The organism is Pseudomonas sp. AP19 (assembly GCF_001728855.1).
Lineage (GTDB): Bacteria > Pseudomonadota > Gammaproteobacteria > Pseudomonadales > Pseudomonadaceae > Aquipseudomonas > Aquipseudomonas fluorescens.
In genome coordinates, this window is record NZ_LXJP01000035.1 from 1 (window position 1) to 26310 (window position 26310).

General features: G+C 62.4%; 15 protein-coding genes and 1 pseudogene. 3 read left to right on the forward strand and 13 right to left on the reverse strand.

Annotated elements, in window-relative coordinates; translation table 11 throughout:
- On the reverse strand, positions 1–12711 hold a 12711-nt coding region (locus tag A7D21_RS22005; RefSeq protein WP_069552686.1), incomplete at its 3' end, for a non-ribosomal peptide synthase/polyketide synthase.
- A gap of 210 nt (positions 12712–12921) precedes the next feature.
- Between A7D21_RS22005 and A7D21_RS22010 the strand changes: the two are divergent.
- Both A7D21_RS22010 and A7D21_RS22015 read left to right on the forward strand, forming a co-directional pair.
- Positions 12922–13172 (forward strand): annotated as a pseudogene (locus A7D21_RS22010) (type II toxin-antitoxin system HicA family toxin).
- Complete coding sequence (locus A7D21_RS22015) at positions 13169–13534, forward strand: type II toxin-antitoxin system HicB family antitoxin (RefSeq protein ID WP_053256595.1); 366 nt, start codon at positions 13169–13171, stop codon at positions 13532–13534. The pseudogene A7D21_RS22010 and the gene A7D21_RS22015 overlap by 4 nt, the downstream one beginning before the upstream one ends.
- Here A7D21_RS22015 and A7D21_RS22020 read toward each other — a convergent pair.
- Positions 13517–14707, reverse strand: a complete 1191-nt coding sequence (locus tag A7D21_RS22020; RefSeq protein ID WP_069552687.1) for an MFS transporter — start codon at positions 14705–14707, stop codon at positions 13517–13519. The genes A7D21_RS22015 and A7D21_RS22020 overlap by 18 nt on opposite strands.
- A 142-nt stretch (positions 14708–14849) precedes the next feature.
- Here A7D21_RS22020 and A7D21_RS22025 point away from each other — a divergent pair, with 142 nt between their 5' ends.
- Complete coding sequence (locus tag A7D21_RS22025; protein ID WP_069552688.1) at positions 14850–15443, forward strand: TetR/AcrR family transcriptional regulator; 594 nt, start codon at positions 14850–14852, stop codon at positions 15441–15443.
- Here the strand turns inward: A7D21_RS22025 and A7D21_RS22030 are convergent.
- From A7D21_RS22030 to urtA, 11 genes are all read right to left on the reverse strand, one after another.
- A complete protein-coding gene (locus tag A7D21_RS22030) occupies positions 15427–16782 on the reverse strand; it encodes an MATE family efflux transporter (protein WP_053256598.1) in 1356 nt (451 codons plus the stop codon). The two genes, A7D21_RS22025 and A7D21_RS22030, sit on opposite strands and share 17 nt — an antisense overlap.
- Positions 16783–16807: 25 nt before the next feature.
- Complete coding sequence (locus A7D21_RS22035; RefSeq protein WP_053256599.1) at positions 16808–17380, reverse strand: DUF2239 family protein; 573 nt, start codon at positions 17378–17380, stop codon at positions 16808–16810.
- Positions 17381–17420: 40 nt separating this feature from the next.
- Complete coding sequence (locus A7D21_RS22040; RefSeq protein ID WP_069552689.1) at positions 17421–18404, reverse strand: AAA family ATPase; 984 nt, start codon at positions 18402–18404, stop codon at positions 17421–17423.
- 3 nt (positions 18405–18407) lie between these two features.
- Positions 18408–19451 carry an aliphatic amidase gene (locus tag A7D21_RS22045; protein ID WP_069552690.1) on the reverse strand — a complete coding sequence of 348 codons (1044 nt, stop codon included), beginning with the start codon at positions 19449–19451 and terminating at the stop codon, positions 18408–18410.
- Between the two features lie 15 nt (positions 19452–19466).
- Positions 19467–19814 (reverse strand): zinc ribbon domain-containing protein, encoded by a 348-nt coding sequence (locus A7D21_RS22050; protein WP_069552691.1) that lies wholly within the window; start codon positions 19812–19814, stop codon positions 19467–19469.
- A gap of 2 nt (positions 19815–19816) precedes the next feature.
- On the reverse strand, positions 19817–21046 hold the full coding sequence (fmdA, locus tag A7D21_RS22055) for a formamidase (RefSeq protein ID WP_069552692.1): 1230 nt from the start codon (positions 21044–21046) through the stop codon (positions 19817–19819).
- 218 nt (positions 21047–21264) lie between these two features.
- Positions 21265–21954: an urea ABC transporter ATP-binding subunit UrtE gene (gene urtE, locus A7D21_RS22060; RefSeq protein ID WP_069552693.1), complete on the reverse strand. Its 690-nt coding sequence runs from the start codon at positions 21952–21954 to the stop codon at positions 21265–21267.
- 10 nt (positions 21955–21964) lie between these two features.
- Complete coding sequence (urtD, locus tag A7D21_RS22065; protein ID WP_053256605.1) at positions 21965–22723, reverse strand: urea ABC transporter ATP-binding protein UrtD; 759 nt, start codon at positions 22721–22723, stop codon at positions 21965–21967.
- A complete protein-coding gene (gene urtC / locus A7D21_RS22070) occupies positions 22720–23880 on the reverse strand; it encodes an urea ABC transporter permease subunit UrtC (protein WP_069552694.1) in 1161 nt (386 codons plus the stop codon). The genes urtD and urtC overlap by 4 nt, the downstream gene beginning before the upstream one ends.
- Positions 23881–23890: 10 nt before the next feature.
- On the reverse strand, positions 23891–24808 hold the full coding sequence (gene urtB, locus A7D21_RS22075) for an urea ABC transporter permease subunit UrtB (protein ID WP_069552695.1): 918 nt from the start codon (positions 24806–24808) through the stop codon (positions 23891–23893).
- A gap of 136 nt (positions 24809–24944) precedes the next feature.
- Positions 24945–26153 (reverse strand): urea ABC transporter substrate-binding protein, encoded by a 1209-nt coding sequence (gene urtA / locus A7D21_RS22080; RefSeq protein ID WP_069552696.1) that lies wholly within the window; start codon positions 26151–26153, stop codon positions 24945–24947.
- Positions 26154–26310: the final 157 nt, after the last annotated feature.

A 26310-nucleotide genomic window follows, 5' to 3' on the forward strand; every position in this document is an offset into this window, starting at 1 on the left:
CACACCCTTGGGCAGGCCGGTGGAGCCGGAGGTGTAGATCACGTAGGCGAGGTTGTCACCGTCGAGTGCGACCGAGGGTGCGGTGTCGCTGTACTCGGCCCAGTCCTCGCTGCGGTCTATCGCCAAGGTGTTCAGCCCTTCAGGGATCGGCAATTGCTGCAACACGCGGGTGTGCGTGAGCAGCAGTTGCGCGCGGCTGTCTTGCATCATGTACAGCAAGCGATCACGCGGGTATTCCACGTCCAGCGGCACATACACGCCGCCGGCTTTGAGCACTGCGAGGAACGCCACCATGATCTCGGCACTGCGCGGCATGGCGATGGCCACGCGCACTTCCGGGCCCACGCCACGGGCGATCAGCGCATGCGCAAGGCGATTGGCCTGGCCATCGAGTTCCCCGTACGTCAGCGTTTGCGCAGCGAATTTTACCGCCACTGCATTCGGGTTTTCCCGGGCACGGTCGGCGACCAACTCGTGCACCAGGCGCTTGGCCGAGTAGCCCGAATCGGTGCCATTCCAGAGCTGCAGAATGTGTTGTTGCTCATCAAGGTTGAGCAGGTTCAGTTGCCCGATGGCCTGCTGCTGATCGTCTACCATGCTCTGCAACAGGTTCTGCCAATGCTCGGCCATGCGTTCGATGGTGCGGTGCGCAAACAGATCGGTGGCGTAACTCAGGGATGCACGCAGCGCGTCGCGGGATTCCTCCACATCCAGCGCCAGGTCGAACTGAGCAACGCCTTCATCCCCGCTCAACACCTCGACCTGCAGCCCCGGCAACCGCTGCAAATGATTGCCCGCCGAGGTCACGCGGTGGTTGAACAGCACTTGGAACAAGGGGCTCAGGCTCATGCTGCGTTCCGGCTGCAACGCCTCCACCAGTTGCTCGAACGGCAGGTCTTGATGAGCCTGCGCCTCCAACGACCGCTGGCGCACCTGGCGCAACAGTTGCGCCACGCTCATCTGGCCGTTGAGGTCGGCCTTGAGCACCTGAGTGTTGACGAAGAAGCCAATCAGCCCCTCGGTTTCAAGGCGGTTGCGGTTGGCGATCGGCACCCCGACGCGCACGTCTTCCTGGCCGCTGTAGCGATGCAGCAAGACCTGGTACGCCGCCAGCAACACCATCGGCAAGGTGACGCCGGCTTTGTTCGCAAGGTTGCGCAAGCCGGCCAGCAGCGGAGCTGCCAGTTCAACGCCAAGGCGCGCACCGCGATGGCTTGGCAACGCCGGGCGCTGGTAATCGAACGGTAACTCCAGCACGGGCTGCTCGCCGCCCAACTGCTCACGCCAGTAGGTCAATTGCCGCGCGGTCTCGCCGGCTTCCATCCAGTTGCGCTGCCACAGCGCGTAGTCGGCGTACTGAATCGGCAATGCCGGCAGTTGTGGCGTGCGGCCGACGCTGAAGGCTGCGTACAGTTGCACCAACTCCTCGACCATTAACTGCATCGACCAGCCATCGGAAACGATGTGGTGCTGCACCAGCACCACGACGTGATCGTCCTCGGCCAGGCGCAACAACTTGACCCGTAGCAACGGCCCGCGCAGCAGGTCGAACGGCTGCGCAACCGCCTCGGCGATGTGCACCTTGAGCGCGGCCTCATCAGCGTCGACCCGTTCGATTTCGATCAGGCCCAGGTCTTCGATCACTTGCACGGCGCCGCTGGCGTCCTGGCGCACATGTGTGCGCAGGCTTTCATGGCGCGCCAGCAACGTGTCGAAACTGCGTTGCAGCGCCGCCACGTCCAACGCGCCTTTCAAACGCAGGGCACTGGGGATGTGGTACGCCGAGCTTTGCGGGTCGAGTTGCCAGAGGAACCACTGGCGTTCCTGGGCGTAGGACAGTGGCAAGGGTTGCGTGCGATCGGCCTTGAGCAGCGCCGGCGCCGTGACGCCCGCCGCGCCCAACGCGCGCACGAAATCACCCAGCACGGGCTGTTCGAACAGGGTCTTGAGCGCAACCTCCAGCGCCAGTGCCTGACGTACCCGCGACACCACTCGCGTGGCCAGCAGCGAATGCCCGCCCAGCTCAAAGAAGTGATCGTCCAGGCCCACCTGCGGCAGCTCCAGCACCTGCGCCCAGATGGCCGCGACCTGTTGCTCTCGCTGGCTGACCGGGGCCACCGGCGCTTTCTGCAACACACCGGCATCCAGCTTGGGCAGCGCCTTGCGGTCGAGCTTGCCATTGGGCGTCAAGGGCAGGCTATCAAGGAATACCAAGTGCGCCGGCACCATGTAGTCCGGCAGGCGCTCGCGCAATGCCGCCTTGTACTGGTCACGCAAGCTCGCCTGCTGTTCGGCGGCGAAGGTCACCAGGTAGGCGATCAGGCGGTCGTTGTGGGCCAGCACCACAGCTTCACGCACCGCCACGAGCTCACGCAGGCACGCCTCGATTTCACCCAGCTCGATACGGAAACCACGCACCTTGACCTGCTGATCGACCCGGCCGATGTACTCAACCACACCGTCGGGGCGATAGCGTGCCAGGTCGCCGCTGCGGTACAGGCGTTCACCCGGTGCACCATACGGGTTGGGCACAAAGCGCTCTGCGGTCAGCGCTGGCCGTTCGTGATAACCACGCGCCAGGCCCGCGCCGCCGATCAACAATTCACCGGCCGCGCCCTGCGGGCAAGGCGTTAGCCCGGCGTTGAGAATAAACAACGACGTGTTGGCAATCGGTCGCCCGACAAAAGGCTGCGCCGCTGACAGACGATGGGCAGCCGACCAGATCGTGGTTTCCGTCGGACCATAGAGATTCCACACGGGGCCCTGCAGATCGAGCAGGCCTTGGGCCAGGTCAACCGGCAGCGCTTCGCCGCCACACAGGCACTTGATGCCCTGCAACCAATGGGCGCGCGGGCTTTCCAGCAACATGCGCCAGGTCGATGGGGTGGCTTGCAGCACGCGGGCGGATTGGTTATGCACCAGATCAATAATCGCCTCCGGGTCGAGGGCCAGTTCCTGGCCGCTCAGCAGCACCGTACCGCCGACGCTCAGCGGCACGTACAGTTCCAGGGCGAAGATGTCGAACGAGAAGGTGGTCAGCGACAGCACCCGCGCGTCGGAGCCAAATTCCAGGCTAGCGGCCATGCCGCAGGCAAAGCTGCACAGCGCCTGATGACGGACCATCACGCCTTTGGGCCTGCCGGTGGAGCCGGAGGTGTAGATCACGTAAGCCAAATGCTCCGGCGTGATAGTCACCTGCGGATCATGCTCGGCACCGCTGGCGTCGACCGCGTCCACCAACAGCACCTGCAGACCGTCCGGTTGCGCCAGGCGACCGTTCAGGTGTGGTTGGGTCAGCAACACCTGGGCGCGGCTGTCTTCCAGCATGAAGGCCAGTCGATCGGCCGGGAACTGCGGGTCGAGCGGCACATAAGCGCCACCGGCCTTGAGGGTCGCCAACAGACCGACCACCATGTCCAGCGAGCGCTCGACATGCACCGCCACCAGCACGTCAGGGCCGACGCCCGCCGCAATCAGGCGATGGGCCAGGCGGTTGGCGCGGCGGTTGAGTTCGCGATAGCTGAGGGCGTCGCCATTGAATTGCAGCGCACTCGCGTCCGGTTGCGCGCGTACTTGGGCCTCGAACAACTGGTGCACGCCGCGCGTGTGCGGGTAATCGACGTGGCTGGCGTTCCAGCTGTGTACGGTCTGTTGCCATTGCTGCGCGCTGAGCATCGGCAGCTCATCCAACGCTTGCGCGGCGTCACTCACCACCGCACGTAACAGGTTCTGCCAATGCTGCGCCAGGCGCTCCACAGTTGCGGGCTCGAACAGGTCGGTCGCGTAGGTCAGTGAGGCCCACAGGCCTTCGGCGGACTCTTCGGTTTCGAGGCTCAAGTCAACCTGTGTGGTGTGGCCTGCCCAATCCAGCGGCTGCAACGCCAGGCCTGGCAAGTGCACAGGGCCGGCACGCAGCGTGTCCTGGTGGTTGAACATCACTTGGAACAGCGGGTTATGGCTGAGGCTGCGTTCCGGTTGCAGCGCTTCGACCAACTGCTCGAAGGGCAGATCCTGATGGGCCTGCGCTTCCAGGGCGCGCTGCTTGACCTGAGCGAGCAATTGGCTGAAGAGCATCTGCCCGTCGACGTCGGCCTGATGCACTTGGGTATTGACGAAGAAGCCGATCAGCCGCTCGGTTTCAAGGCGGTTGCGGTTGGCGATCGGCACGCCGACGCGCAGCCTGGACTGGCCGCTGTAGCGATGCAGCAGGGTCTGGAACGAGGCCAGCAAGAGCATGAACAGTGTCACGCCCTCGCGCTGGGCCAGCGCCTTGAGGTCGTTGACCAGCGCAGGCTCAAGCTGGACCTGCTGCCGCGCGCCGCGATAACGCTGCACCGCCGGGCGCGGGTGGTCCAGCGGCAGCTCCAGCAGCGGATGCTCATCGCCCAGGCGCTGTTGCCAGTAATCGAGCTGGCGTTGTTTTTCACCTGCCGCCATCCAGTTGCGTTGCCACACGGCATAGTCGGCGTACTGGATCGGCAGCGCCGGCAATTGAGCCTGGCCCTGATACAGCGCCACCAGCTCATCCACCATCACGCGCATCGACCAACCGTCGGAGATGATGTGGTGTTGCGTGATGACCAGCACATGGTGATCGGGCGCAATCACCAACAGTTTGACGCGCATCAGCGGGCCGCTGCGCAGGTCGAATGGGCGCTGGATTTCTTGCTCCACACACTGCTGGATCGCAGCGGCCTCTACCCTCGCCTGCTCGACAGGCATGACCAGGGCGGGATGGATCACCTGCCAGGTCTGCTCAGCGTCTTCAACAAACGTGCTGCGCAAAGGTTCATGGCGCAACACCAGCGCCTGGAACGCATGCTCCAGCGCGCGGATATCCAGGTCGCCGCGCAGATGCAGGGCCGTGGGGAGGTGATACGCCGCGCTGGCAGGGTCCAATTGCCACAAAAACCATTGGCGTTCCTGGGCGAACGACAGCGCCATCGGCTGCCCACGCTCCAGGGCCACCAGCGGTGGCGCGCTCTGTTGATGCACACCTGAACACAGCGTGGCGAATGCCTCCAGCGTCGGTTGCTCAAAGAGTGCGCGCAGCGGGACTTCGCACTTCAACGCGTGACGCACCCGGGAAATCACCTGGGTGGCCAACAACGAATGGCCACCGCGTTCGAAGAAGTGGTCCGTGAGGCCCACCTGCTCGACCTGCAACACCGCTTGCCAGATCGTCGCCAGCTGCTTTTGCAGCGGGCTTTGTGGCGCCACATACGCCTGTTGACGCAGGTTCAGGTCGGGCGCGGGCAGCGCACGGCGGTCAAGCTTGCCGTTAGAGTTCAACGGCAACGCGGCGAGCAACACCCAATGGCTTGGCACCATGTAGTCCGGCAGCGCTTGGCGCAGGGTTGCCGCCAGCGATTGCGCATCCAGAGTCTGCCCATGGGCAGGCACTGCATAGGCGACCAATTGCATACCGAGCGCACTCGGCTGGGCGATGACAGCGGCTTCACGCACTTGCGGCAAGGCTTGCAGGCAGGCTTCGATTTCGCCCATTTCGATGCGGTAGCCGCGAATTTTCACCTGATGGTCGCTACGCCCGACGTACTCCAGCGCTCCCGCCTCGTTGTAACGCGCGAGGTCGCCGCTGCGGTACAGCCGCGCGCCCGGCACACGCGAAAAAGGGTCCGGCAGGAAGCGTTCAGCGGTCAATGCCGGACGGTCGAAATAACGCTGGGCCAGGCCCGCCTCGGCGCCAATGCACAATTCGCCGACACCGTCGGTGGCCAGCAGCTCGAACCCGCTGTCGAGCACATACAGCGAGCGACCGGCGATCGCCTGACCAATCGGCACACCGAACGCATCACTGGCATCCGCCAGTTGGCACTCGTGCACGCTGGACACCACGGTTGCCTCGGTCGGCCCGTAGGTGTTGACCAGCCGCACCTCGCCCAACCCCGCCGCGTGCCAGGCGCGCACGCCCTCCACCGACATGGCCTCGCCGCCCACATGCACTTGGCGCAGGTTGCCCAAGGTGCGGCGGTCGAGCGCACATTCCTTGGCCAGCAGGTACCAGTAGGCGGCCGGCAAGTCGGCCAGGGTCACGCCCTGCTCAACGATCTCTTCGGCCAATTGCCCAACGTCCCACAGCTCATCGCCGCGCATGATCACGGCGGCGCCCACACACAGCGGCGGGTAGCACTGTTCGACAAACCCGTCGAAGCTGAACGTCGCAAATTGCAGCACGCGGTCTTCGGCACACAGGCGGCTGTACGCCTCGGCGCTGTCGCAGAACTGGCCGAGGGCAGCATGGTCGATGGCCACGCCTTTGGGCTGGCCGGTAGACCCGGAGGTATAGATCACGTAGGCCAGGTCGGCCGCCGCCGCCGAGTTGGCTGGATTGGTCGCAGGGTAGCCGTCCAGCTCTTCACCGGACGCACTGAACGCCACGCGCAGCAGCCCTTGCGGCAGTGCCAGTTCGGTGAGCAAACCGGTTTGGCTGAGCAACAGGTCGAGGCGACTGTCCGCCAGCATGTAGGCCAAGCGTTCGGTCGGGTATGTGGGGTCCAGCGGCACATAGGCCGCGCCGGTTTTGAGTACCGCCAGCAGGCTGACGATCAACTGCGGGCCACGCCGACTGGCCAGGCCTACCCGTTGGCCCGGCCCGACGCCGAGTTCCACCAGGCGGTGGGCCAGGCGGTTGGCGCGGGCGTTGAGCTGGGCATAGCTCAGCCGTTCACTGCCCGCCTGCACCGCGAGTGCGTCGGGTGTGGCATGGGCCTGCGCGGCGATGCGCTCGTGCACCCGTTGATGACGCTGGGCGCCGCAGACCGATTGGCTAAGTGTGAGCACCTGCTGCTGTGTGGCGGCGTCCAACAGCTGCAGGTTGCCTAGCGGTACGTGCGCGTCCGCCACCAGTTGCGTCAACAGATGACGCAGGTTAGCGCCCAACCGCATGACTTGTTGCTGGCTGAAGTGGGCGCGATCGTAGCTGAATTCCAAACGCAAGCTGGCCCCCAGCTCGACGCCCAGGGTCAGCGGGTAGTGAGTGCGCTCATGGTTGTGCAGCCGGCCGAAGGTCAGGCCTGCGGGCGCGCCTTGCTTGAGTGCTTCGGCCACCGGGAAGTTTTCAAACACCAGCAAGGTGTCGAACAACGCCGCGCCTTGCTGACCGGCCCACGCCTGGATGTCGTAGAGCGGCACATGCTCATGGTCGCGCAAGCTGAGGTTCAGGGCTTGCAACTCACTCAGCCAGGCGCTCGCCGATTGGGCCGGCGAGGCGGCACTGATGATGGGCAAGGTGTTAATGAACAAGCCCAGTTGCTGTTCAATGCCCGGCAACGGCGCTGAACGCCCGGCGACGGTGGCGCCGAACGCTACGCAATCCTGGCCGGTGTAGCGTTGCAGCAACAGGCTCCAGGCCCCTTGCAGCACGGTATTGAGGGTAACTTTTTGGTGGCGGGCAAACTCGCCGAGGGCCTGGGTAAAATCGTTGCCCACTGACACTTGATAGTCAGCCATGCCCACACCGTCGACCGGCGTGCGCAGGGCTTGGGCCAGCAAGGTTGGCGCTTGCAACGGCGCCAGCGCATGTTTCCAGAATGTCTCGCCGCTGGGTTGCTGTTGCAGCCAGCCCAGGTAATCGCGGAACTGCCCCAGCGGCGCCGGCAACGCCTGGCCTGCATAGTGGGCAATGACTTCAGCGAGCAACTGCGCGTTACTCCAGCCGTCCATCAGGATGTGATGACTGGTGAAGATGAAGTGCCAGCCGGACCCGGCGCCGCGTACCAACATCAAGCGAAACAGCGGCGCGGCGTTTAACTCAAAACCGCGTGAGCGCTCGGCATCGGCCAGTGCATCGACGTCGGCAGCCACGTCTTCGATCACTTGCAATTGCACGTCGACCTGACGCTGGATCACCTGATGGGCACTGTCCAGGCCCAGCCAGTGGAAGCTGCTGCGCAAGATGTCATGCCGGTCCAGCGCCGCTTGCCAGGCACGGCCGAAGGTCAGCAGATCGAGGCCCTCAATATCCAGGCGAAGCTGGTTGATATAGGCCTGCGCCTCGGGCGCATACAACGTGTGGAACAGCATGCCCTGCTGCATCGGCGACAACGGGTAGAGATCAGCGATATCCGGCCCGGCCACGGGCAGCGCATCCAGTTGCTGCTGGGTGAGGCGAGCCAGCGCGAAGTCCGAGGGCGTCACCTGCCCTGCCGGCGTTGCGCAGCAGTGTTCGATCAACGCCTTGAGTTCCGCCGCGTATTCATCCGCCAGATGCTGAATGGTCGCCGGCGTGAACATCTCCCGGCTGAAGCCCCATTGCAGGGACAGCTCCCCGCCGTACACCTGCCCTTCCACCGTCAGCCAATTGGCCAACGGCGCTTCCGGATCCTGAGCCTGGCCGCTGCTTTGCGCGGCCGGTACGAACAGTGCCGAGTCATTGAACTGGCGGTCGAACTGCCCCAGGTAGTTGAAGGTGATACGCGGCGCGGCCAGGCCTGCCAGGGTGTCGCGCGATTGCGCGTCGCTCAGGTAACGCAGCAGGCCGTAGCCCATACCCTTGTCCGGGACCGCACGCAGTTGCTCCTTGATCGACTTGATCGCGCTCGACAGATCGCCATGGGCCTGCAAACGCACAGGGAACAAACTGGTAAACCAACCGACAGTGCGGCTCAGGTCGAGGGTGTCGAACAGGTCTTCGCGACCATGGCCTTCGAGCTGGATCAATGCGCCGGCCTGGCCGCTCCAACGGCTGATCACCCGCACTAATGCGGTCAGTAACAGGTCGTTGACCTGGGTGCGATAGGCCGCCGGTGCATCCTGCAGCAGTTGGCGAGTGTGTTCGGCATCAAGGCGGGTTTCGAGCGTGGCGCCGAGGCGATTTTGCAGGCCACCTTGAGGGTTGTCGCACGGCAGCTCAGCCTCGCAGGCCTGCGCCTGCCAAAACGGCAGTTGGCCCTGGAGGGTACGCGCATGGGCCTGCAACTGCTGCGCCCACTGTTGGTAGCTGCTGGTCTTGGCCGGCAATGCAGCTTGGCGATAAGCCTGTTGCAGGTCTTCGAGCAGGATGCGCCAGGACACGCCGTCGACTGCCAGGTGATGGACCACCAGCAGCAGGCGCTGGGTGCCATCGGCCATCTGCACCAAGGCTGCGCGCAACAGCGGGCCTTGCTCCAGGTCCAGGCTGCGCTGGGCTTCATCACACAGCGCAGCCAGTTCAGCGTCGGTGCTGAGGTTGGCTTGCCACACTGCTGATTGCGTGCTCGGAGCGCCGTGGGCTTGTTGCCAGCCATCGGCGTGCTGCGTAAACCGCAGGCGCAACGCATCGTGATGGTTGACCAGTTGCGCCAGGGCTGCATCCAGCCGAGCAGGCTCCAGCGCCTCGCGCGGGGTGAGCAGCAATGACTGGTTCCAATGGTGGCGGGCCGGGATTGCCTGGGCGAAAAAGCTGTGCTGCACGGGGGTCAGGAGCACTTCGCCGGTCACCGGGCCTTGATCGATAACGCTCGCCTGTTCAAAGCTCGCCACCAGCGCCAGGCTGCGCACGCTCTGGTACTGAAACAGGTCGCGCGGGCTGAGGCGAACCCCCGCTTGCCGGGCGCGGCTGACCACCTGGATGGAGATGATCGAATCGCCACCCAGCTCAAAGAAGTTGTCATCCAGGCCGACTTGCGGCACACCGAGCACATCGCGCCAGATGGCCGACAGGGCTTTTTGCAGTGCGTTCTCAGGGGCGACAAACGCTTGCTGCGGGGCAGCCTCCGGCAGCGGCAGCGCTTTGCGGTCGAGCTTGCCGTTGGCGGTCACCGGCAGTTTGGCCAGGGGCACGAAGTGCGACGGCACCATGTACTCCGGCAAACTGCTGAGCAGCCAGGCCTTGAGGTCCGCGGGTTGTTCGTTCTCGAGTACCAGGTAGGCCACCAATTGTTTACCGCCCGGCACCAGCACCACCGCCTCACGCACCGAGGGATGCTGGATCAAGCGTGTTTCAATTTCGCCCAACTCGATACGCAAGCCGCGCAGCTTGACCTGATGATCAAGACGGCCGAGGTATTCGATCACCCCATCGGCTCGTTGACGCACGCGGTCGCCACTGCGGTAAAGACGCTCACCGTTGACGAACGGGCTCGGCACAAAACGCTCGGACGTCAGCGCCGCGCGGCGGTGATAACTGCGCGCCAGGCCAGTGCCACCCAGGTACAGCTCGCCGGACACACCGGCGGGCACCGGGTTGAGCTCGGCGTCGAGCACATAGGTGGCGAGATTGGCGATCGGGCGGCCGATGGGCACGCTGTCGGCACCTTCGTCGACACAGTTCCAGTGGGTGACGTCAATGGCGGCTTCGGTGGGGCCATAAAGGTTGAACAAGCCGGCGTTTGGCAGCTTGGCGAACACCTGCACTTGCGCATCCAGCGGCAAGGCTTCGCCACTGCACACGATACGTTTGAGGCAGGTGCAGGCATGTACGTCTGGCTCGTGGATAAACGCCTGGAGCATCGACGGCACAAAATGCACGGTGGTGATGCCGTGACGGCCAATGGTGTCGATCAGGCGCGCCGGTTCGCGATGTTCGCCAGGCGCAGCGACGACCAGGCGCGCACCCGTCATCAGCGGCCAGAAGAATTCCCAGACCGAGACGTCAAAGCTGAACGGGGTCTTCTGCAGGACCGCGTCGCTGGCATTCAGGCCATAGGCCTGTTGCATCCAGCACAGGCGGTTGACCAAGCCGCGATGGCTGTTGCCGGCCCCCTTGGGTTTGCCGGTGGAGCCGGAGGTGTAGATCACGTAGGCCAGGTTGAGCGCGTGGCTATCCACGGTGGGCGATTCGAGGCTGTAGCCCTCGAGCCAGCCCGGCGCTTGGTCCAGGGCAATCACCTGGAGGCCTGCAGCGGGCAGCACCGCCAACAGGCTGTGCTGGCTGAGCAGCAGCGTGATGCCGCTGTCTTCGATCATGTAGGCGAGGCGTTCCGGCGGGTATTCCGGGTCCAGCGGCACGTAGGCGCCACCCGCCTTGAGGATCGCAAGCAAGCCCACCACCATTTCAACGGAACGCTCGACGCAAACCCCCACCAGCACGTCCGGGCCAACCCCCCGCTCACGCAAGGCATGGGCCAACTGGTTGGCGCGGCCGTCGAGCTGGGCGTAGGTCAACGTGGTGGCGCCAAAGACCAACGCTGGCGCGTGCGGAGTACGCTGCACCTGGTCTTCGATCAGTTGATGAATACCCACGTCGGTCGGGTACGTCTCAGCGGTCTGGTTCCAGTGATGCACCAACCTGTGCCGCTCATCGCCATCCAGCATCGGCAGCTCGCCGATACGTTGTTCACCGTCGGCCACCATGGCCTGCAACAGGCTGATCCAGTGCCGGGCCATGCGCGCAATGGAGGGTGCGTCGAACAGGTCGTTCGCGTAGGTCAGCGCGGCGTGCAGGGTGCCGGATTTTTCATAAGTGTCGAGGGTCAGGTCGAACTGCGTGGTACGGCCCTGCCACTCCACAAGTGCCAGCTCCAGGCCGGAAGCGGTACGCACTGAAGCGATGTCCGCGACCACCGGCTGATGGTTGTACATCACCTGGAACAGCGGCGTATGGCTGAGGCTGCGCTCGACTTTCAGCGCTTCCACCAGGCGCTCGAATGGCAGCTCCTGATGGTCCTGCGCGCCCAGCGCGTGCGCCTTGATGCTTTGCAATAAGTGGGCAACACGGGTCTGCCCGGTCAGCTGCGTGCGCAGCACCTGGGTGTTGACGAAGAAACCGATCAGCCCTTCGACTTCACTGCGGTTACGGTTGGCAATCGGCACGCCAACCCGTATGTCGCTCTGCCCGGTGTAGCGATGCAACAGCACATTGAAGGCGCCCAGCAGCAGCATGAACAGGGTGACGTTATGCTGTTGCGCGCAGCTGCGCAGTTGCGCAGCCAGGCCCGCGTCGATCGCGAAATTATGCCGCGTGCCCTGGTAGCTGGGCATCGCCGGGCGCGAGCGGTCCGTCGGCAACTCCAGCACCGGATGTTCATCACCAAGACGCGCCTGCCAGTATTCCAGCTGACGCGCCTGCTCGCCTGCCTCCAGCCAGCGACGCTGCCACAGCGCATAGTCGCTGTACTGGATCGGCAACGCCGGCAATTGCGGCGCCTCATTGCGCGCGTGGGCGTCATAGCAACGGATGAATTCGTCGATCAGTACATTCATCGACCAACCGTCGGAGACGATGTGGTGCAGGGTCAGCAGCAGCACGTGTTCCTGCGCGTCGAGCTTGAGCAATTGCACACGCAGCAGCGGACCGTGCTCCAGATCGAAGGGCAGCAGCGATTGACGCGTTGCCGCCTCGTTGACGGCCTGCTCGCGCTGATCGGCGGCCAGGCTGCTGAAGTCCAGAGGTTCGACGGCCAGCGACGGCGTTATCGCCACCTGAGCCAGGCGTCCATCGGCCTGGCGCTGGAACACCGTGCGCAAGGTTTCATGCCGCGCCACCAGGCTGGCGAACGCTTGCTCCAGCGCCCCCAGGTTGAGTTCACCCTTTAGCCGCACGGCCCCGGGCAAGTTGTAGGCAGCGCTGGCCGGGTCCAGTTGCCACAGAAACCACATGCGCTGCTGCGCGTAGGACAGCGCCTGGCGATCCTCCACTGCCACCCCAGCCGGTATCGGAAACCGGGAAAAATCCACGCCTTCTTTCTGCAGGGCTTGCAGGAAAACCTGGCGTTTTTCCAGGGGCAACCCGATAAACCGGCGAGCAAGTTTCAAGGAGTCTTCAGCATTCATTTCTTGGAGTCCGGAGCAATAGGCAGGAAGCACAAAGGCACGTCGTCCCTATAAAACGAACCGGGCGGGGAAAAATTAGCGGGGGGTGGGGGGGCGTGGAGCGAGGTGTCATCAGGGGTTACATCAATCCTGGGAAAGCGACACAAAACCGAGCTAGCATTGACGGACACCACTTTTTGCAACTACATTTAGTTACACGCAGGGATCGCCGTGTCAAAAAATGAAAAGCTGCTCGCCAAACTGCTCAACGAGCACATGGCCTTTACTGGCCAGAGCTCGTAACGCTGCTGCATCGCTTGGGCTACACACAGATTGAAGGGGCTGGAAGCCGCGTCAAGTTCGACATCGGCGACCCCAGTGCAATGATCAGCTTGCACAAGCCTCACCCCGGCAACGAACTGAAACACTACATTCGGCGCCAGATCATCGAACAATTGAAATCAGGAGAACTGATTCAGTGAACAACCAACTGAAATACAACGGCTACATCGGCTCTATCGAAGCCAGCCTCGAAGACAACTGCCTGTTCGGCAAGATTCTGTTTATCAAGGCGCTGGTCAGTTACGAAGGGAAAACCGTCGCAGAGTTGGACGCTGCGTTCCGTGAGGCCGTCGATGACTACCTCGCGACATGCCACGCGCTGGGGCAAACGCCAGAGAAGCCTTGCAAGGGCTCATTCAACGTACGGGTCGGCCATGACCTGCACTTGGCAGCGGCACTGGCGGCCACACGTAAAAAAGTCACGCTCAATGACCTGACACGCCAGGCGTTGAATGAGTTTTTGCAACATCACTGCGCAGAACCGCTATCGGTGCTCGGTTGACGGTCCCAACCGCCGATACCCCAGCGCAGCGGCGCCCAACACAATTGCACCGGCCGCCAACGCCACCCAAAACCCGCTGGTAGCGCCGAAATGATCAATCATCCAACCGGAGCTGGCAGCGCCAATGGCCACGCCGATGCTCAGGCCGGTGATCAGCCAGGTCATGCCTTCGGTCAGGCGGCTGGGTGGCACGACCTGCTCGACCAGGGCCATGGAGACGATCAGGGTCGGGGCGAAGAACAAACCGGAAACAAAGATCGCTACCGCCAACCCGGTGATATTGGTCACCAGCAGTAACGGTAAAGTGGTCAACGCGGTTGCCACGCCGCAGAACAGAAACTGGCGGGGCAACGGCGCCTTGAGCTTGAGGGTGCCAAATGCCAAGCCCGCCAGACACGAACCGATGGCATATACCGACAGCACGATGCTTGCCGCCGCCGGTTGGCCCTGGTGCTGGGCGAACGCCACGCTGACCACGTCCACGACGCCGACGATCACGCCCATGGCCAGCAGCAGGATCATCAGGATCAGCACCGAAGGCGAAGCGATCAGCCAACCGCCGTGATGCGTGGTGTGCGCATGCACAGGGGGTTCTGTCGCGCGTTGCAGCACGAAGGTCGTGACCCCCACGGCCAGCAACACGGCTGCGGCCAACGGCCCGGCCTCCGGAAAAAGCACGACACACAGGCCTACCGAGATCGGCGGGCCGATGATAAAGCACACCTCATCCAGCACCGACTCCAGGGCAAACGCGGTTTGCAGCCTCGGCTGACCGCGCAACAACGCGGTCCAACGTGCCCGCACCATGGCCGACATGTTCGGCATACAGCCGGCCAGGGCGGCGAACAGGAACAAGGTCCAGTTCGGCGCCTGCAAGCGCGTGCACAGCAACAACAGCAACAACGCCCCGCCACCGATCATTGCGGCGATCGGCAGTACCTTGCCCTGGCTGTGCCGGTCTACCAGCCGCGACACCTGCGGCGCGCAAAACGCCGTTGCCAGGGCGAACACCGCCGCCACCGCGCCCGCCAGGCCATAGCCACCCCGTACTTGCGAAAGCATGGTAATCAGACCGATACCGGTCATCGATATCGGCATGCGCGCCAGCATGCCCGCCAAGACAAAAGCCCTGCTACCTGGGACCTGGAATAACTCGGCATAGGGATTTGCCATCCTGCTTAACCTCTTCCTTTGCGCCTTCAAACTTGCTATCTGCAGTGATCGAGGCAAAATACATACGGTGCGTATGTGGCAGAGCATGCGTAACATACGCAGCGTATGTCAATCACTCAACAGCCCAAGGCGAGCCTTATCGATGAGCCGAGCCCGTACCGAAATGATCGAAGAAACCCGCGCCCGGCTGATCGCCAGTGCCCGCGAGGCCTTCGCCACGCAAGGGTACGCCAACACGTCGATGGATGATTTTACCGCGCGCGCCGGCCTGACTCGCGGCGCGTTGTACCACCACTTCGGTGACAAGAAAGGTGTGTTGGCCGCGGTGGTCGCGCAACTCGACAGTGAGATGGACGCACGCTTGCAGCACATCACCGAACAGGCCCAGGACCCCTGGCGCGGTTTTTGTGATCGCTGCCAAGCCTATCTGCGCATGGCCCAGGAGGGCGAGATCCAACGCATTGTGTTGCAGGATGCGCCCGCCGTATTAGGCGACACCGGGTCCCAACACCATTGTGTGGAGTCGTTGCGCCAATTGCTGGAGGCGTTGATGCAGACCGGTGCCATCCTGCAAGCCCCCAGCGTCGCGCTGGCTCAATTGATCAATGGCAGCCTGGTCAATACCGCGTTGTGGATCGCCCGCGATGAACACCCGGGCGAACGCCTGGAAGAAGGCCTGCTGGGCCTGGAGCTTTTGCTGCAAGGCCTGAGGCAGCCGATCAGACCAACCGTTTGATCTGCTTGTGCCGCCATACCAGCCGATAATAGGCGGTCTGCAGCACGAGCATCGCCAGATACGTCACCGGAAACGCCATCCATACCCCTTCGAGTCCGAAGTGCGCATTGAACAGGTACGCCATCGGCAGCTCCACGCAGAGTACGCAAAAGATCGAAATCGCGACCGGCATCAACACCACGCCGCTGGCGCGCATGATCCCGCCGATCACGGCCTGGAACCCAAACACCAGAACGCTCCACAGCATGATATGCAGCAAGTGCTCAGCCTTGATCCGCGCTGCGTCGTCAGTGATGAACAGGCCCAGCAGCCAGTGCGACAGCAGGTAACCGAGCAGAATCAGGCCGCCGGTGAGGCAAATGTTGATCAACAACCCGGTGCGCAGGATCGGCCCGATGCGCTCCAGGCGCCCGGCGCCAATCGCCTGTGCGCCGAGGATCGATGCCGTTATGGCAATCGACAGCGCCGGGAATTGCACATAGTTGACGATCTGCGTCACCGCACCATAGGCCGCTGTAGCCTGGGAGCCATGACTGTTGACCAAGGCCAGAATGACCAGCTCCGACAGCGACAGCACCACCATCTGTAAACCGGTCGGTAAGCCGATACGCAGGACTTTGCCGAGGATGACCCGGTCCAGGCGCAATGCCGCAAACAGTTCACGGTCCGGCGCCATCACATGGTGTTTATGGCGCAGGCGCAGGATCAGAAACAGCATGGCCAAGGCATTACCGACCAGGCCCGCATACACCGCACTCTGGATGCCCATGGGCGGCAGGCCGATCCAGCCGCGAATCAGCGCCGGCGTCAGCAGCAGGCCGACCAGGGTCGAGACCATCAGCGCCAGCAGCGGTGAAATCGTGTCGCTGACGCCGCGCAGTAGCTGGGTGTAGAGGATGAAGACCAACAGCAGCGGCATGATCAGCATCATTGCCTGGGCATAACCCACCGCATCGTCGAGTACGTCGACCGGTGTCCCTAACGCCTGCAATGCCGGGCGCGCGAACAAACTCCCGAGAACTGCCGCGATCAACCCCACCAGCGCTCCGAGTGTCAGGGTTGCACCGGTAATCACCTTGACCAGCCCCGTTTCCTGGGCGCCCCACGCCTGGCCGATCAGCACCGAAGCCCCTGCCCCGAGGCCTATCACCAAGGCAATAAAGAAAAACACGATGGGGAACATTCCCGACACCGCCGCCAACGCCTGGGTGCCCAGCATTTGCCCAACATAGATGCCGTTGAGGGTGCCGGAGAAGCTTTGCAGAAAGTTGGACAGCACCATCGGTGCCAGAAAAATCAGGTAGATCTGCCACAGCGGCCGTTGTTGAGTAACTTGCATGGTGGTTCGAGTCCCGGAATTATTGTTAGACGGGGAAAGCATTGCGCGACAGCCAGGCCAGGTAAGTCTGCACGTCTACCGGCCAATGCGCGACCTTGCGCGAAAAGTCGGCCGCATCCTCAGCGAACAGCGCGCGTGAAGCGTCTTCAAAACCCGGCAAGTTACCGCCGATGGCGCTCATGAAACGGTAGCTGGCCTCTTTGGCCTGGCGCAGTTGATCACGGGAGGCGCTGGCGGTGCGCGCCTCATCCACCAACCGGCGTAAGGCCGCTGAAGCGCCACCGCGTTGCTCGCCCAGCCACGCCCAATGGCGAGGCAGCAAAGTGACCTCCCGCGCGACCACGCCCAGCTTTGGGCGACCGACCGAGGGGGCGGTGGGCGGCTCGTCATCGGTTTCAGCCTGGGCCGGTTGCTCTGGCGCGTAACCGAGTGGCCACGGGTAATCGACCTGGGTGCCGGTAGCGTCGTCGAACACCAGGAAGCTGCCCATCGGCAGATCAAGGCCTGCCAAAACAGTCGCCACCTCGGGATAACTACCGGTGGCCACGCGCTGCTGGCGGACAAAAGCGGTGCAACGGGGAGTGTTTTGCGTCGACATCAATTATTATCCGGGTGTTATTTGTTTTACCCGGATCATATTAGGCGTCATTTTCCAGCGTGCAAGGCGATTGTCGTGAAACATGCAAACGCTCGCCGTGCAGCGTCGCGCGCATCCTTTGCACCGTGGGGTCACTGAGCAAGCACTCGGCAATCGCCGGTTCCAGTTCTACCCGCAGGCGTCGGCCCAGCGCGCGTGCGCCAAACCGTGCATCGTGCCGGCGACACAGCCACATTCTCGCCGGCGCATCCACGCTTAACGAGCGCTGATGCGCCGCCAAGCGTTGGTTGAGTTTCTCAAGCTCCACCTCCAACAGCGCGTCCAGCCAGCGGCTGTCGATAGGTTCGAACATCAGGATGCGGTCGATACGGTTGAGAAACTCGGGTTCGAAGTGGCTGTGCAACGCGTCTTCCAGCACCGCCGCCTCATTCCGCACAAAGACGCGCAGCAAGCGCCGCCAGCCCTGGGCAAACCGCTGACGATGACGACGTGCCTGTTGCGCGCCGATATTGCTGGTCATGAAGATCAGGCTGTTGCGAAAGTCCAGGGTGCGCGTGCCACCGGCCAACGTCAGCTGGCCGTTTTCCAGAATGCCGAGCAAGCTGCGCACCACTTCCTGGCTGGCTTTCTCCAGTTCATCGAACAACACGATACCAGGGCGACTGTAGGTGCCTTGGATCAACTCGCTGTTGAACAGGCTGATGCCTTCCTTGCTGCCTACATACCCCGGTGGCGCGCCAGTGAGCGCGGCGGCGTAATGTTCCTGGGCCAGGGTGTGCATGTCGATCCGGCAAAAGCCGTCGGTGCGACCGTGCAACGCCTGGGCAAGCAGGCGCACGATTTCAGTTTTGCCGACGCCGGTCGGCCCCATGAACAAGTTGACGCTCAAGGGGCGGTCACGCTCACCGATATCGGCCTTGACCACCCTGAGCAAGCGCTCAACCTCGGCCAGCGCGGCCTCCTGCCCAACAATACGGCTACGCAGCAACGCCATCACCTGGGCCGGTTCAAAGGTAAAGCGCATGCCCTACCCCGCTGTTTTTTCTGTCCCGCCATGGGGCAACTGCCCCACCGGGCACTCGGCGACGCCCACCGTGCTGCGGGTGATTTTCTCGACGTTCTCCTGGGCTTTTTGCGCGTCCAGCACCCAGGTGCGGTAGAACTCGAAGGGGCAGTCGGCCACCCCCTTGTCGCCATCGCCAGAGGCATGCATACCGGTGTAGCCACGGTGCAACAGCTTGAACAAGTGATTCTGCGACTGGTCGTTGGCCCGCGCATCACGGATCTGTGACACAGAAAGCTGGGCGTACTGAATGCCCATCTCTTCCTCGCCGCACTCGCCCAATGTGCGCCCATCAAAGCCGATGATCGCCGAGTGACCGAAGTACGAATACACCCCGTCGAACCCTGCCGCATTCGCCACCGCCACGTAGCAGTTATTCGCCCAGGCCATGCTCTTGGACATCTGCACCTGCTGCTCCTTGGCCGGGTACATGTAGCCCTGGCAGCGCACGATCAATTCGGCGCCCTTCATCGCACAGTCGCGCCAGATCTCCGGGTAATTGCCGTCGTCGCAGATGATCAGGCTGATCTTCATGCCTTTGGGTCCCTCGCACACATAGGTGCGATCCCCCGGATACCAGCCTTCGATAGGGCACCAGGGAATGCACTTGCGGTAACGCTGCACGATTTCGCCGAGGTTATTGATCAGCACCAAGGTGTTGTAAGGCGCCTTGCGGGGGTGTTCTTCGTGACGCTCACCGGTCAGGGAAAACACGCCCCACGTATTGGCCTGACGGCACGCCGCCGAGAAAATCGCCGTCTCTTCGCCGGGAATACTCGCGGCGGTGGCCATCATCTCGTCGTGGTCGTACATGATGCCCATGGTGCTGTATTCCGGGAACACCACCAGGTCCATGCCTGGCAGGCCCTGCTTCATGCCGAGAATAATCTCGGCAATTTTCTGCGCGTTATCGATCACCTCGGCCTTGGCGTGCAGGCGCGGCATCTTGTAGTTCACCACCGCGACACCGACGGTGTCCGGGCTGCTGGAAATATCGCCATGACGCATAACAACACTCCTGGTCTAGTGACTGATCATCCACGGCCGTGGCCCGGTCCGGGTCTTGAGGCCCAACGGGTTAGCCTTACTCGGTTCCACCGGCTCGCTGGTGCCGCAGCAGCTGCAACCCGCGGGGTGCCGTCGGCTTTCCTGGTACTCACCGACGGTTTGCGGCGCGTGGGCGCTGCGTTCGTTGCCGGCGATCGCCTTGCGCTGGTTGGCCGACAGGGTCTGCAACGCCGGCGCCGACACCCTCAGTTGCCCGCCCGGCCCGTCACAGTAGGGGCACTGGCTGGGTGCGTGGCGCTGGGCGATTGGCCGCAGCAGGGTGAACGTGCCGCACGCTGGGCAGGCGTATTCGTAGGTCGGCATGGCTACAGGTCCGGAGCGATGGGCAGGTCGATACTGCCGTCGAGGAATTTCGTCGGCCCGTTGGCGTTGGGGTTGATGTCGAACTCGAAGATTTCCGTCGGCAACCACAAGGTGGCGCATGCGTTTGGAATGTCCACCACGCCGCTGATGTGCCCCTGCACCGGCGCCGATCCGAGCAGTGCGTAACCCTGGGCCGGCGAGTAGCCGAACTTGGTCAGGTAGTTGATCGCATTCAGGCAGGCCTGACGGTAGGCGACGTTGACGTCCAGGTAGTGCTGCTGGCCTTGCTCGTCCACCGAGATGCCTTCGAAGATCAGATAGTTCTTGTAGTTCGGAGTGACCGGGCTCGGTTTGAATACCGGGTTCTTGATCCCGTACTTGGCCATGCCGCCCTTGATCAGCTCGACTTTCATATGCACCCAGCCGGCCATTTCGATGGCGCCGCAAAAGGTGATTTCGCCGTCGCCCTGGCTGAAGTGCAAGTCACCCACCGATAGCCCGGCACCGTTGACATAGACCGGAAAGAAGATCTTCGAACCGCGGGACAAATCCTTGATATCGCAGTTACCGCCATGTTCACGCGGCGGCACGGTGCGTGCGCCGGTCGCAGCGGCGGCATCGCGCGCCGGGCCCTTGAGCTTGCCCATATGCGCGGTGGCCGCCAGCGGCGCATTCGCCAGCGGCGGCACGCGGGTCGGGTCGGTGTCGATCAATTGCTGTTCGCGGCGGTTCCAGTCGGCGAGCATCACCGGGTCGGGCAGGCACCCGATCAGGCCGGGATGGATCAGGCCGGCAAAGTTAACCCCCGGAATGTGCCGCGAGCTAGTGAACATGCCCTTGAAATCCCAGATGGCTTTTTGCGCGCTGGGGAAATGATCGGTGAGGAAACCACCGCCGTTCTGCCGCGAGAAGAAACCGTTGAAGCCCCACTGCGAATCGGCCTTGGCGCCGATGTCGAGCAAGTCCACCACCAGCAGGTCGCCCGGCTCGGCGCCGTGCACACCCACCGGGCCGGAGAGGTAATGCACGGTGGACAGGTCCACATCACGCACATCGCTGGCGTCGTCGTTGTTCTTGATCGCACCGGCGGTCCAGTCGTAGGTCTCCAGGATGAAGTCATCGCCGGGCTTGACCCAACAGGCCATCGGGATATCCGGGTGCCAGCGGTTATGGATATTTTCGTTTTCGGTGACAGGCTGGTTGAGGTCGACTTTGATCAGCGTTTCGGTCATGGACTGGCTCCTGGACGGATGGCGTGGTGCGTTCGATCCAGTCTCAGGGAGCCAGGTAAAACGGGGAATACGTTGGATGACGTATGAGTTTTTCAGAGCGGACGCAGAACGACTGTGGGAGCGGGCTTGCTCGCGAATACGGTGTGTCAGTTAACAGAGATGTCGACTGGCACACCCTATTCGCGGGCTTGCTCGCTCCCACATTTGATCGGTATTGATTAGACGGACAGGTAGCGGCTGATGGTCGCCTCGTCCACCCGATCCCGGGTTTCTTCGATCACGAAGCGGCCCTTTTCAATCACCAGGAATCGGTCGGCGATTTCCAGGGTGAACGACAACACCTGCTCGGACACCACAATGGTCAAGTCCCGCAGGTTGCGAATCTCTTTCAACGTGCGCGCAATGTCCTTGATGATCGACGGCTGAATCCCCTCCGTAGGCTCATCCAGCAACAACACCTTGGGGTTGGTCGCCAGCGCCCGCGCAATCGCCAGCTGCTGTTGTTGCCCACCCGAGAGGTTGCCGCCTTTGCGCGACTGCATGTCATGCAACACCGGGAACAACGCATACAAGTCCTCTGGCACCCTGCCCCGCGCGGATGCCGGCAAACCGGTCTGGATATTTTCGAGCACCGTCATGCTCGGGAAAATCATGCGCCCCTGGGGCACATAGGCGATACCGCGCGCCACCCGCTCGTGGGTTTCCAGCGCCGACACATCGTGCCCGTCCACGCTGACCTGGCCTTTCCACTGCGGCAGGATGCCCATCAGGCTTTTGAACAGGGTGGTCTTGCCCATGCCGTTGCGGCCCATCACCGCGACGATTTCACGCTTGGCCACGTTCAGGTCCAGGTCGTGGAGGATCTGGCTCTGGCCGTAGCCGCAGGACAACTGGTCAATCTTGAACATGCCGGATTCCTCAGTGGCCCAAATACACTTCGATAACTTTAGGGTTGTTTTGCACCGACTCCATGCTGCCCTCGGCCAGCACCTTGCCCTGGTGCAGCACCGTGACTTTGTGGGCAATGCTTTTGACGAATTCCATGTCGTGCTCGATCACCAGCACCGAACGCCCCTGGCTGATGCGTTTGAGCAGCTCGGCGGTTTGCGCGCGCTCGTTGACGCTCATGCCCGCCACCGGCTCATCGAGCATCAACAACTCGGGGTCTTGCATCAGCAGCATGCCGATTTCCAGCCACTGCTTTTGCCCATGGGACAAGAGGTCGGCCTGTTGCTGCAGCAAATCGCCAAGGAAGATCTCCCGCGCCACCTCTTCCACCCGCGCGATCACTTGCGCGTTGCGCTTGAAAAACAGTGCGCCCCAAACCTTGCGGCCGGCGGGATAAGACATCTCAAGGTTTTCAAACACCGTGAGGTTTTCGTAGATCGACGGGTTCTGAAATTTACGCCCCACCCCAGCGCGCACAATGTTGTACTCGCGCATCCTGGTCAGTTCCTGGCCGTCAAACTGGATGCTGCCGCTGGTGGCGCGGGTCTTGCCGCAGATCAGGTCCAGCACGGTGGTTTTGCCGGCGCCATTGGGGCCGATCACCACGCGCACTTCGTTACGGTCGATATACAGGTTGAGGTTGTCGACCGCCTTGAAGCCGTCGAACGACACCGTGAGGCCTTCAATAGCCAGCACCGGTTTATTCATTTCAAAGCCGACGGCGGTCATGGCTGGGTCTCCAGGATTTTGCTTTCGGTCTTGGGTTTGGCCACGGCTGCGGCGGCTTTCACCACCGGTTTGCGCCGTAGTAATGTCGCCAGGGCCTGGCGTCCATGGCTCTCCCACAATCCGGCCAAACCGTTGGGAAAGTACATGACCACGGCGATAAACAGCCCGCCCATCAGGTACAGCCACAGTTCCGGGAAGGACTCGGAAAAGTAGGTCTTGCCGTAGTTCACCAAGAGCGCGCCATACACCGCGCCGAGCAACGACATGCGCCCGCCCACAGCAGCGAAGATCACCATCTCGATCGACGGCACGATGCCGACGAACGACGGCGACATAAAGCCCACCTGCAAGGCAAACATCGCCCCGCCAATCGCCGAGAACGCGGCAGCCACACAGAACACGAAGATCTTGAAGCTGGCCACGTCATAGCCGGAGAAGCGCACACGCTCCTCTTTGTCGCGCATGGCCATCAGCAGCCGGCCGAGCTTGGACGCCAGAATGAAGCGGCCCATAAAGATGCAGCCGAACAGCAAACCGGCGTTGATGAAATACAGGATCATTTTCGCGCTGTCGGTGCGCAGGTCCCAGCCGAGCAGGGTCTTGAGGTCGGTGATGCCGTTGACGCCGCCCGTCAGGCCTTGCTGGCCGACGATCAGCACCGTGAGGATCAGCGCAATCGCCTGGGTAACGATGGAAAAATACACATCGCCCACGCGGCGCTTGAACAGCGCCATGCCGATAATGAAGGCCAGCAGCACCGGCACCGCAATCACCGTCACCAGGGTAAAGCTGAAACTGTGGAACGGCTGCCACAGCCAAGGCAACTCGGTGATCTGGTTCCAGTCCATGAAGTCCGGAATGCCCGGCGTGGATTGGATCTTGGTGCTTTCGGGGTCCGAGGCTTCCAGCTTGAGGAACATCGCCATGCAGTAGCCACCCACTCCGAAGAACACGCCCTGCCCCAGGCTGAGAATCCCGCCATAGCCCCAGCACAGCACCAGCCCCACCGCGACGAACGCGTAGGTCAGGTACTTGCCGACCATGTTCAGGCGAAACGCATCCAGGGTCAGGGGAAATACCACCAGGATCAGCAGCGCCAACAGCACAATGCCGATCAGGTTTTGCTGGCCGCCCAGCAGCTTGTCTAAAGCCTTCATCTGCTCGCCTCTACTTGCGCACTTTGATGGAGAACAACCCTTGCGGGCGCAGCATCAGGATCAGAATCACCGACGACAAGGTCAGCACCTTGGCCATCGAGCCACTGAGGAAAAACTCCGACAGCGATTGGGTCTGGGCAATCACGAACGCCGAGGCGATGGTGCCGAACAGGCTTTGCGCGCCGCCGAACACCACTACCAGGAAGGTATCGACGATGTATTGCGAACCCGCCGTCGGCCCGGTGGAGCCGATGGTGGTGAAGGCCGCGCCCGCCACACCGGCGACGCCGCAACCGAGGGCGAATGTCATGCGGTCGACCTTGCGCGTATTGATGCCCACGGCGCGGCTCATCAGGCGGTTCTGTACCGTGGCGCGCACCTGCAAGCCCCAGCGCGAGCGGTACAGCATGAGGAAGATTGCGGCGGTCAGCAGCAAGGTCAGGCCCATCATGAACAGGCCGTTGCGCGGGATTTCGATGGCGTCGGTGAAGTTCACCGAGCCCATCAGCCAGGCCGGTGGTTCGGCGCTGACTTCACGGGCGCCAAACACCGAACGGAAGGTTTGCTGCATCACCAGCGACAAGCCCCACGTGGCGAGCAAGGTGTCCAGCGGCCGCTTGTACAAACGGCTGATCATCGCCCACTCCACCAGCCAGCCGATGGCGCCGGCGAAGAGGAATGACAGGGCGATGGCGAAGAAGAAGTAATAGGGTTGGAAGCTCGGCGCAAAGTGTGCGGTGAGGCTGGAGCACACGTAGGTGGTGTAGGCGCCGATGGTCAGGAATTCACCGTGAGCCATGTTGATCACGCCCATCTGGCCAAAGATGATTGCCAGCCCCAATGCCATCAGCAACAGCACGCAGAACACGGACAGGCCGTTGAACCCCTGCATTGCCGCGATGGCCCCAAATTCCGATAGCCATTCCATGATGATGGTCTCCTGAGCGGGAGGTTGAGATGCATTCTGCTGTTGATTTATGTGGAAGCTGGCTGGCCTGCGATGCAGGCCAGCCAGCTCCCACATAAAGCCAGTTGCCACAGTTGGATCAGTGCCAGCCCCGGTGTTATTGATAGCCTTTGGGGAACGGGTTCGGCTCAATCAGATCCGACTCGTAGATCACTTTGAACTGGCCGTTGGGCTGCACTTCACCGATACGCGACTTGCTCCACAGGTGATGGTTCTCGTGGATCTTCACGTAGCCTTCCGGCGCGGTTTTCAGCTCGATGCCCGGCGAGGCGGCCACGACTTTATCCACGTCGAAACTGCCGGCCTTCTCCACCGCGGCTTTCCACAACCATGGGCCGAGGTAGGCCGCCTGGGTCACGTCGCCGATCACCGCATCCTTGCCGTACTTGGCCTTGAAGGCTTCGACGAAGGCTTTGTTGTTGGGGTTGTCCAGGATCTGGAAGTACTTCATCGAGGCGTAGAAACCGGCCATGTTTTCGCCGCCAATGCCGAGCAATTCATCCTCGGTCACCGACAGGGTCAGCAAGGTTTGCTTGGCGGCGTTCACACCCGCCGCATTCAGTTGTTTGTAGAACGCCACGTTGGAACCACCGACCACGGCCGCGAACACCACGTCCGGTTTCTTCAGCTTGACCTTGTTGATCAGCGAGCCGAACTGGGTATTGCCCAGCGGGTAGTAATCTTCGCCGACCACGGTGCCGTGCAGTACGTTTTCGATGTGCTTGCGCGCGATCTTCATCGAGGTGCGCGGCCAGATGTAGTCCGAGCCGACCAGGTAGAAGGTCTTGGCACCTTTGGTCTTGGCGATCCAGTCGAGGCTGGCGAGGATTTGCTGGGTAGCTTCCTGGCCGGTGTAGATCACGTTTTTCGACTGTTCCAGGCCTTCATAGAAGGTCGGGTAGTAGAGCAAGCCGTTTTCTTTCTCGAAGATCGGCAGCACGGCTTTGCGCGAAGCCGAGGTCCAGCAGCCGAATACGGCGGCGACTTTATCGTTGACCAGCAGCTTCTTGGCTTTTTCAGCGAAGGTCGGCCAGTCGGAGGCGCCGTCTTCCTGGATGACCTTGATCTGCCGTCCCAGAATCCCGCCTGAGGCGTTGATCTGCTCGATAGCCAGACGCTCGGCCTGAATCGAGCCGGTTTCGGAAATCGCCATGGTGCCGGTGGCCGAGTGCAACTGGCCGACGGTCACTTCGGTAGGGGTCACGGCCAGGCCTTCGTTATCAGCCAGCACGCCCTGGCTGAACAGCGCGGCCGCCAGCAATGACAAGGCCAAGAGGGGTTTGGAGCGGATCAATCGTGGTGCCATGGGGCGACTCCTCTGCAATGAGGGTTCCAGCATGGCGGCAGCGCGCCAGCGCGGGTATACGCAGCCTGACGTAACGGTGTACGTCATTTGACGTATGCCGCTGCGCACTATTTTCGAGCAGGATCCCGACCGCCCGGACACCCTCGATCAATGCGGG

Bases quoted from the DNA above. Each gene is read 5' to 3' on its own strand.
- A7D21_RS22020 (WP_069552687.1), bottom strand. From the start codon at position 14,707: ATGGCAAATCCCTATGCCGAGTTATTCCAGGTCCCAGGTAGCAGGGCT.
- A7D21_RS22025 (WP_069552688.1), top strand. From the start codon at position 14,850: ATGAGCCGAGCCCGTACCGAAATGATCGAAGAAACCCGCGCCCGGCTG.
- A7D21_RS22030 (WP_053256598.1), bottom strand. From the start codon at position 16,782: ATGCAAGTTACTCAACAACGGCCGCTGTGGCAGATCTACCTGATTTTT.
- A7D21_RS22035 (WP_053256599.1), bottom strand. From the start codon at position 17,380: ATGTCGACGCAAAACACTCCCCGTTGCACCGCTTTTGTCCGCCAGCAG.
- A7D21_RS22040 (WP_069552689.1), bottom strand. From the start codon at position 18,404: ATGCGCTTTACCTTTGAACCGGCCCAGGTGATGGCGTTGCTGCGTAGC.
- A7D21_RS22045 (WP_069552690.1), bottom strand. From the start codon at position 19,451: ATGCGTCATGGCGATATTTCCAGCAGCCCGGACACCGTCGGTGTCGCG.
- A7D21_RS22050 (WP_069552691.1), bottom strand. From the start codon at position 19,814: ATGCCGACCTACGAATACGCCTGCCCAGCGTGCGGCACGTTCACCCTG.
- fmdA (WP_069552692.1), bottom strand. From the start codon at position 21,046: ATGACCGAAACGCTGATCAAAGTCGACCTCAACCAGCCTGTCACCGAA.
- urtE (WP_069552693.1), bottom strand. From the start codon at position 21,954: ATGTTCAAGATTGACCAGTTGTCCTGCGGCTACGGCCAGAGCCAGATC.
- urtD (WP_053256605.1), bottom strand. From the start codon at position 22,723: ATGACCGCCGTCGGCTTTGAAATGAATAAACCGGTGCTGGCTATTGAA.
- urtC (WP_069552694.1), bottom strand. From the start codon at position 23,880: ATGAAGGCTTTAGACAAGCTGCTGGGCGGCCAGCAAAACCTGATCGGC.
- urtB (WP_069552695.1), bottom strand. From the start codon at position 24,808: ATGGAATGGCTATCGGAATTTGGGGCCATCGCGGCAATGCAGGGGTTC.
- urtA (WP_069552696.1), bottom strand. From the start codon at position 26,153: ATGGCACCACGATTGATCCGCTCCAAACCCCTCTTGGCCTTGTCATTG.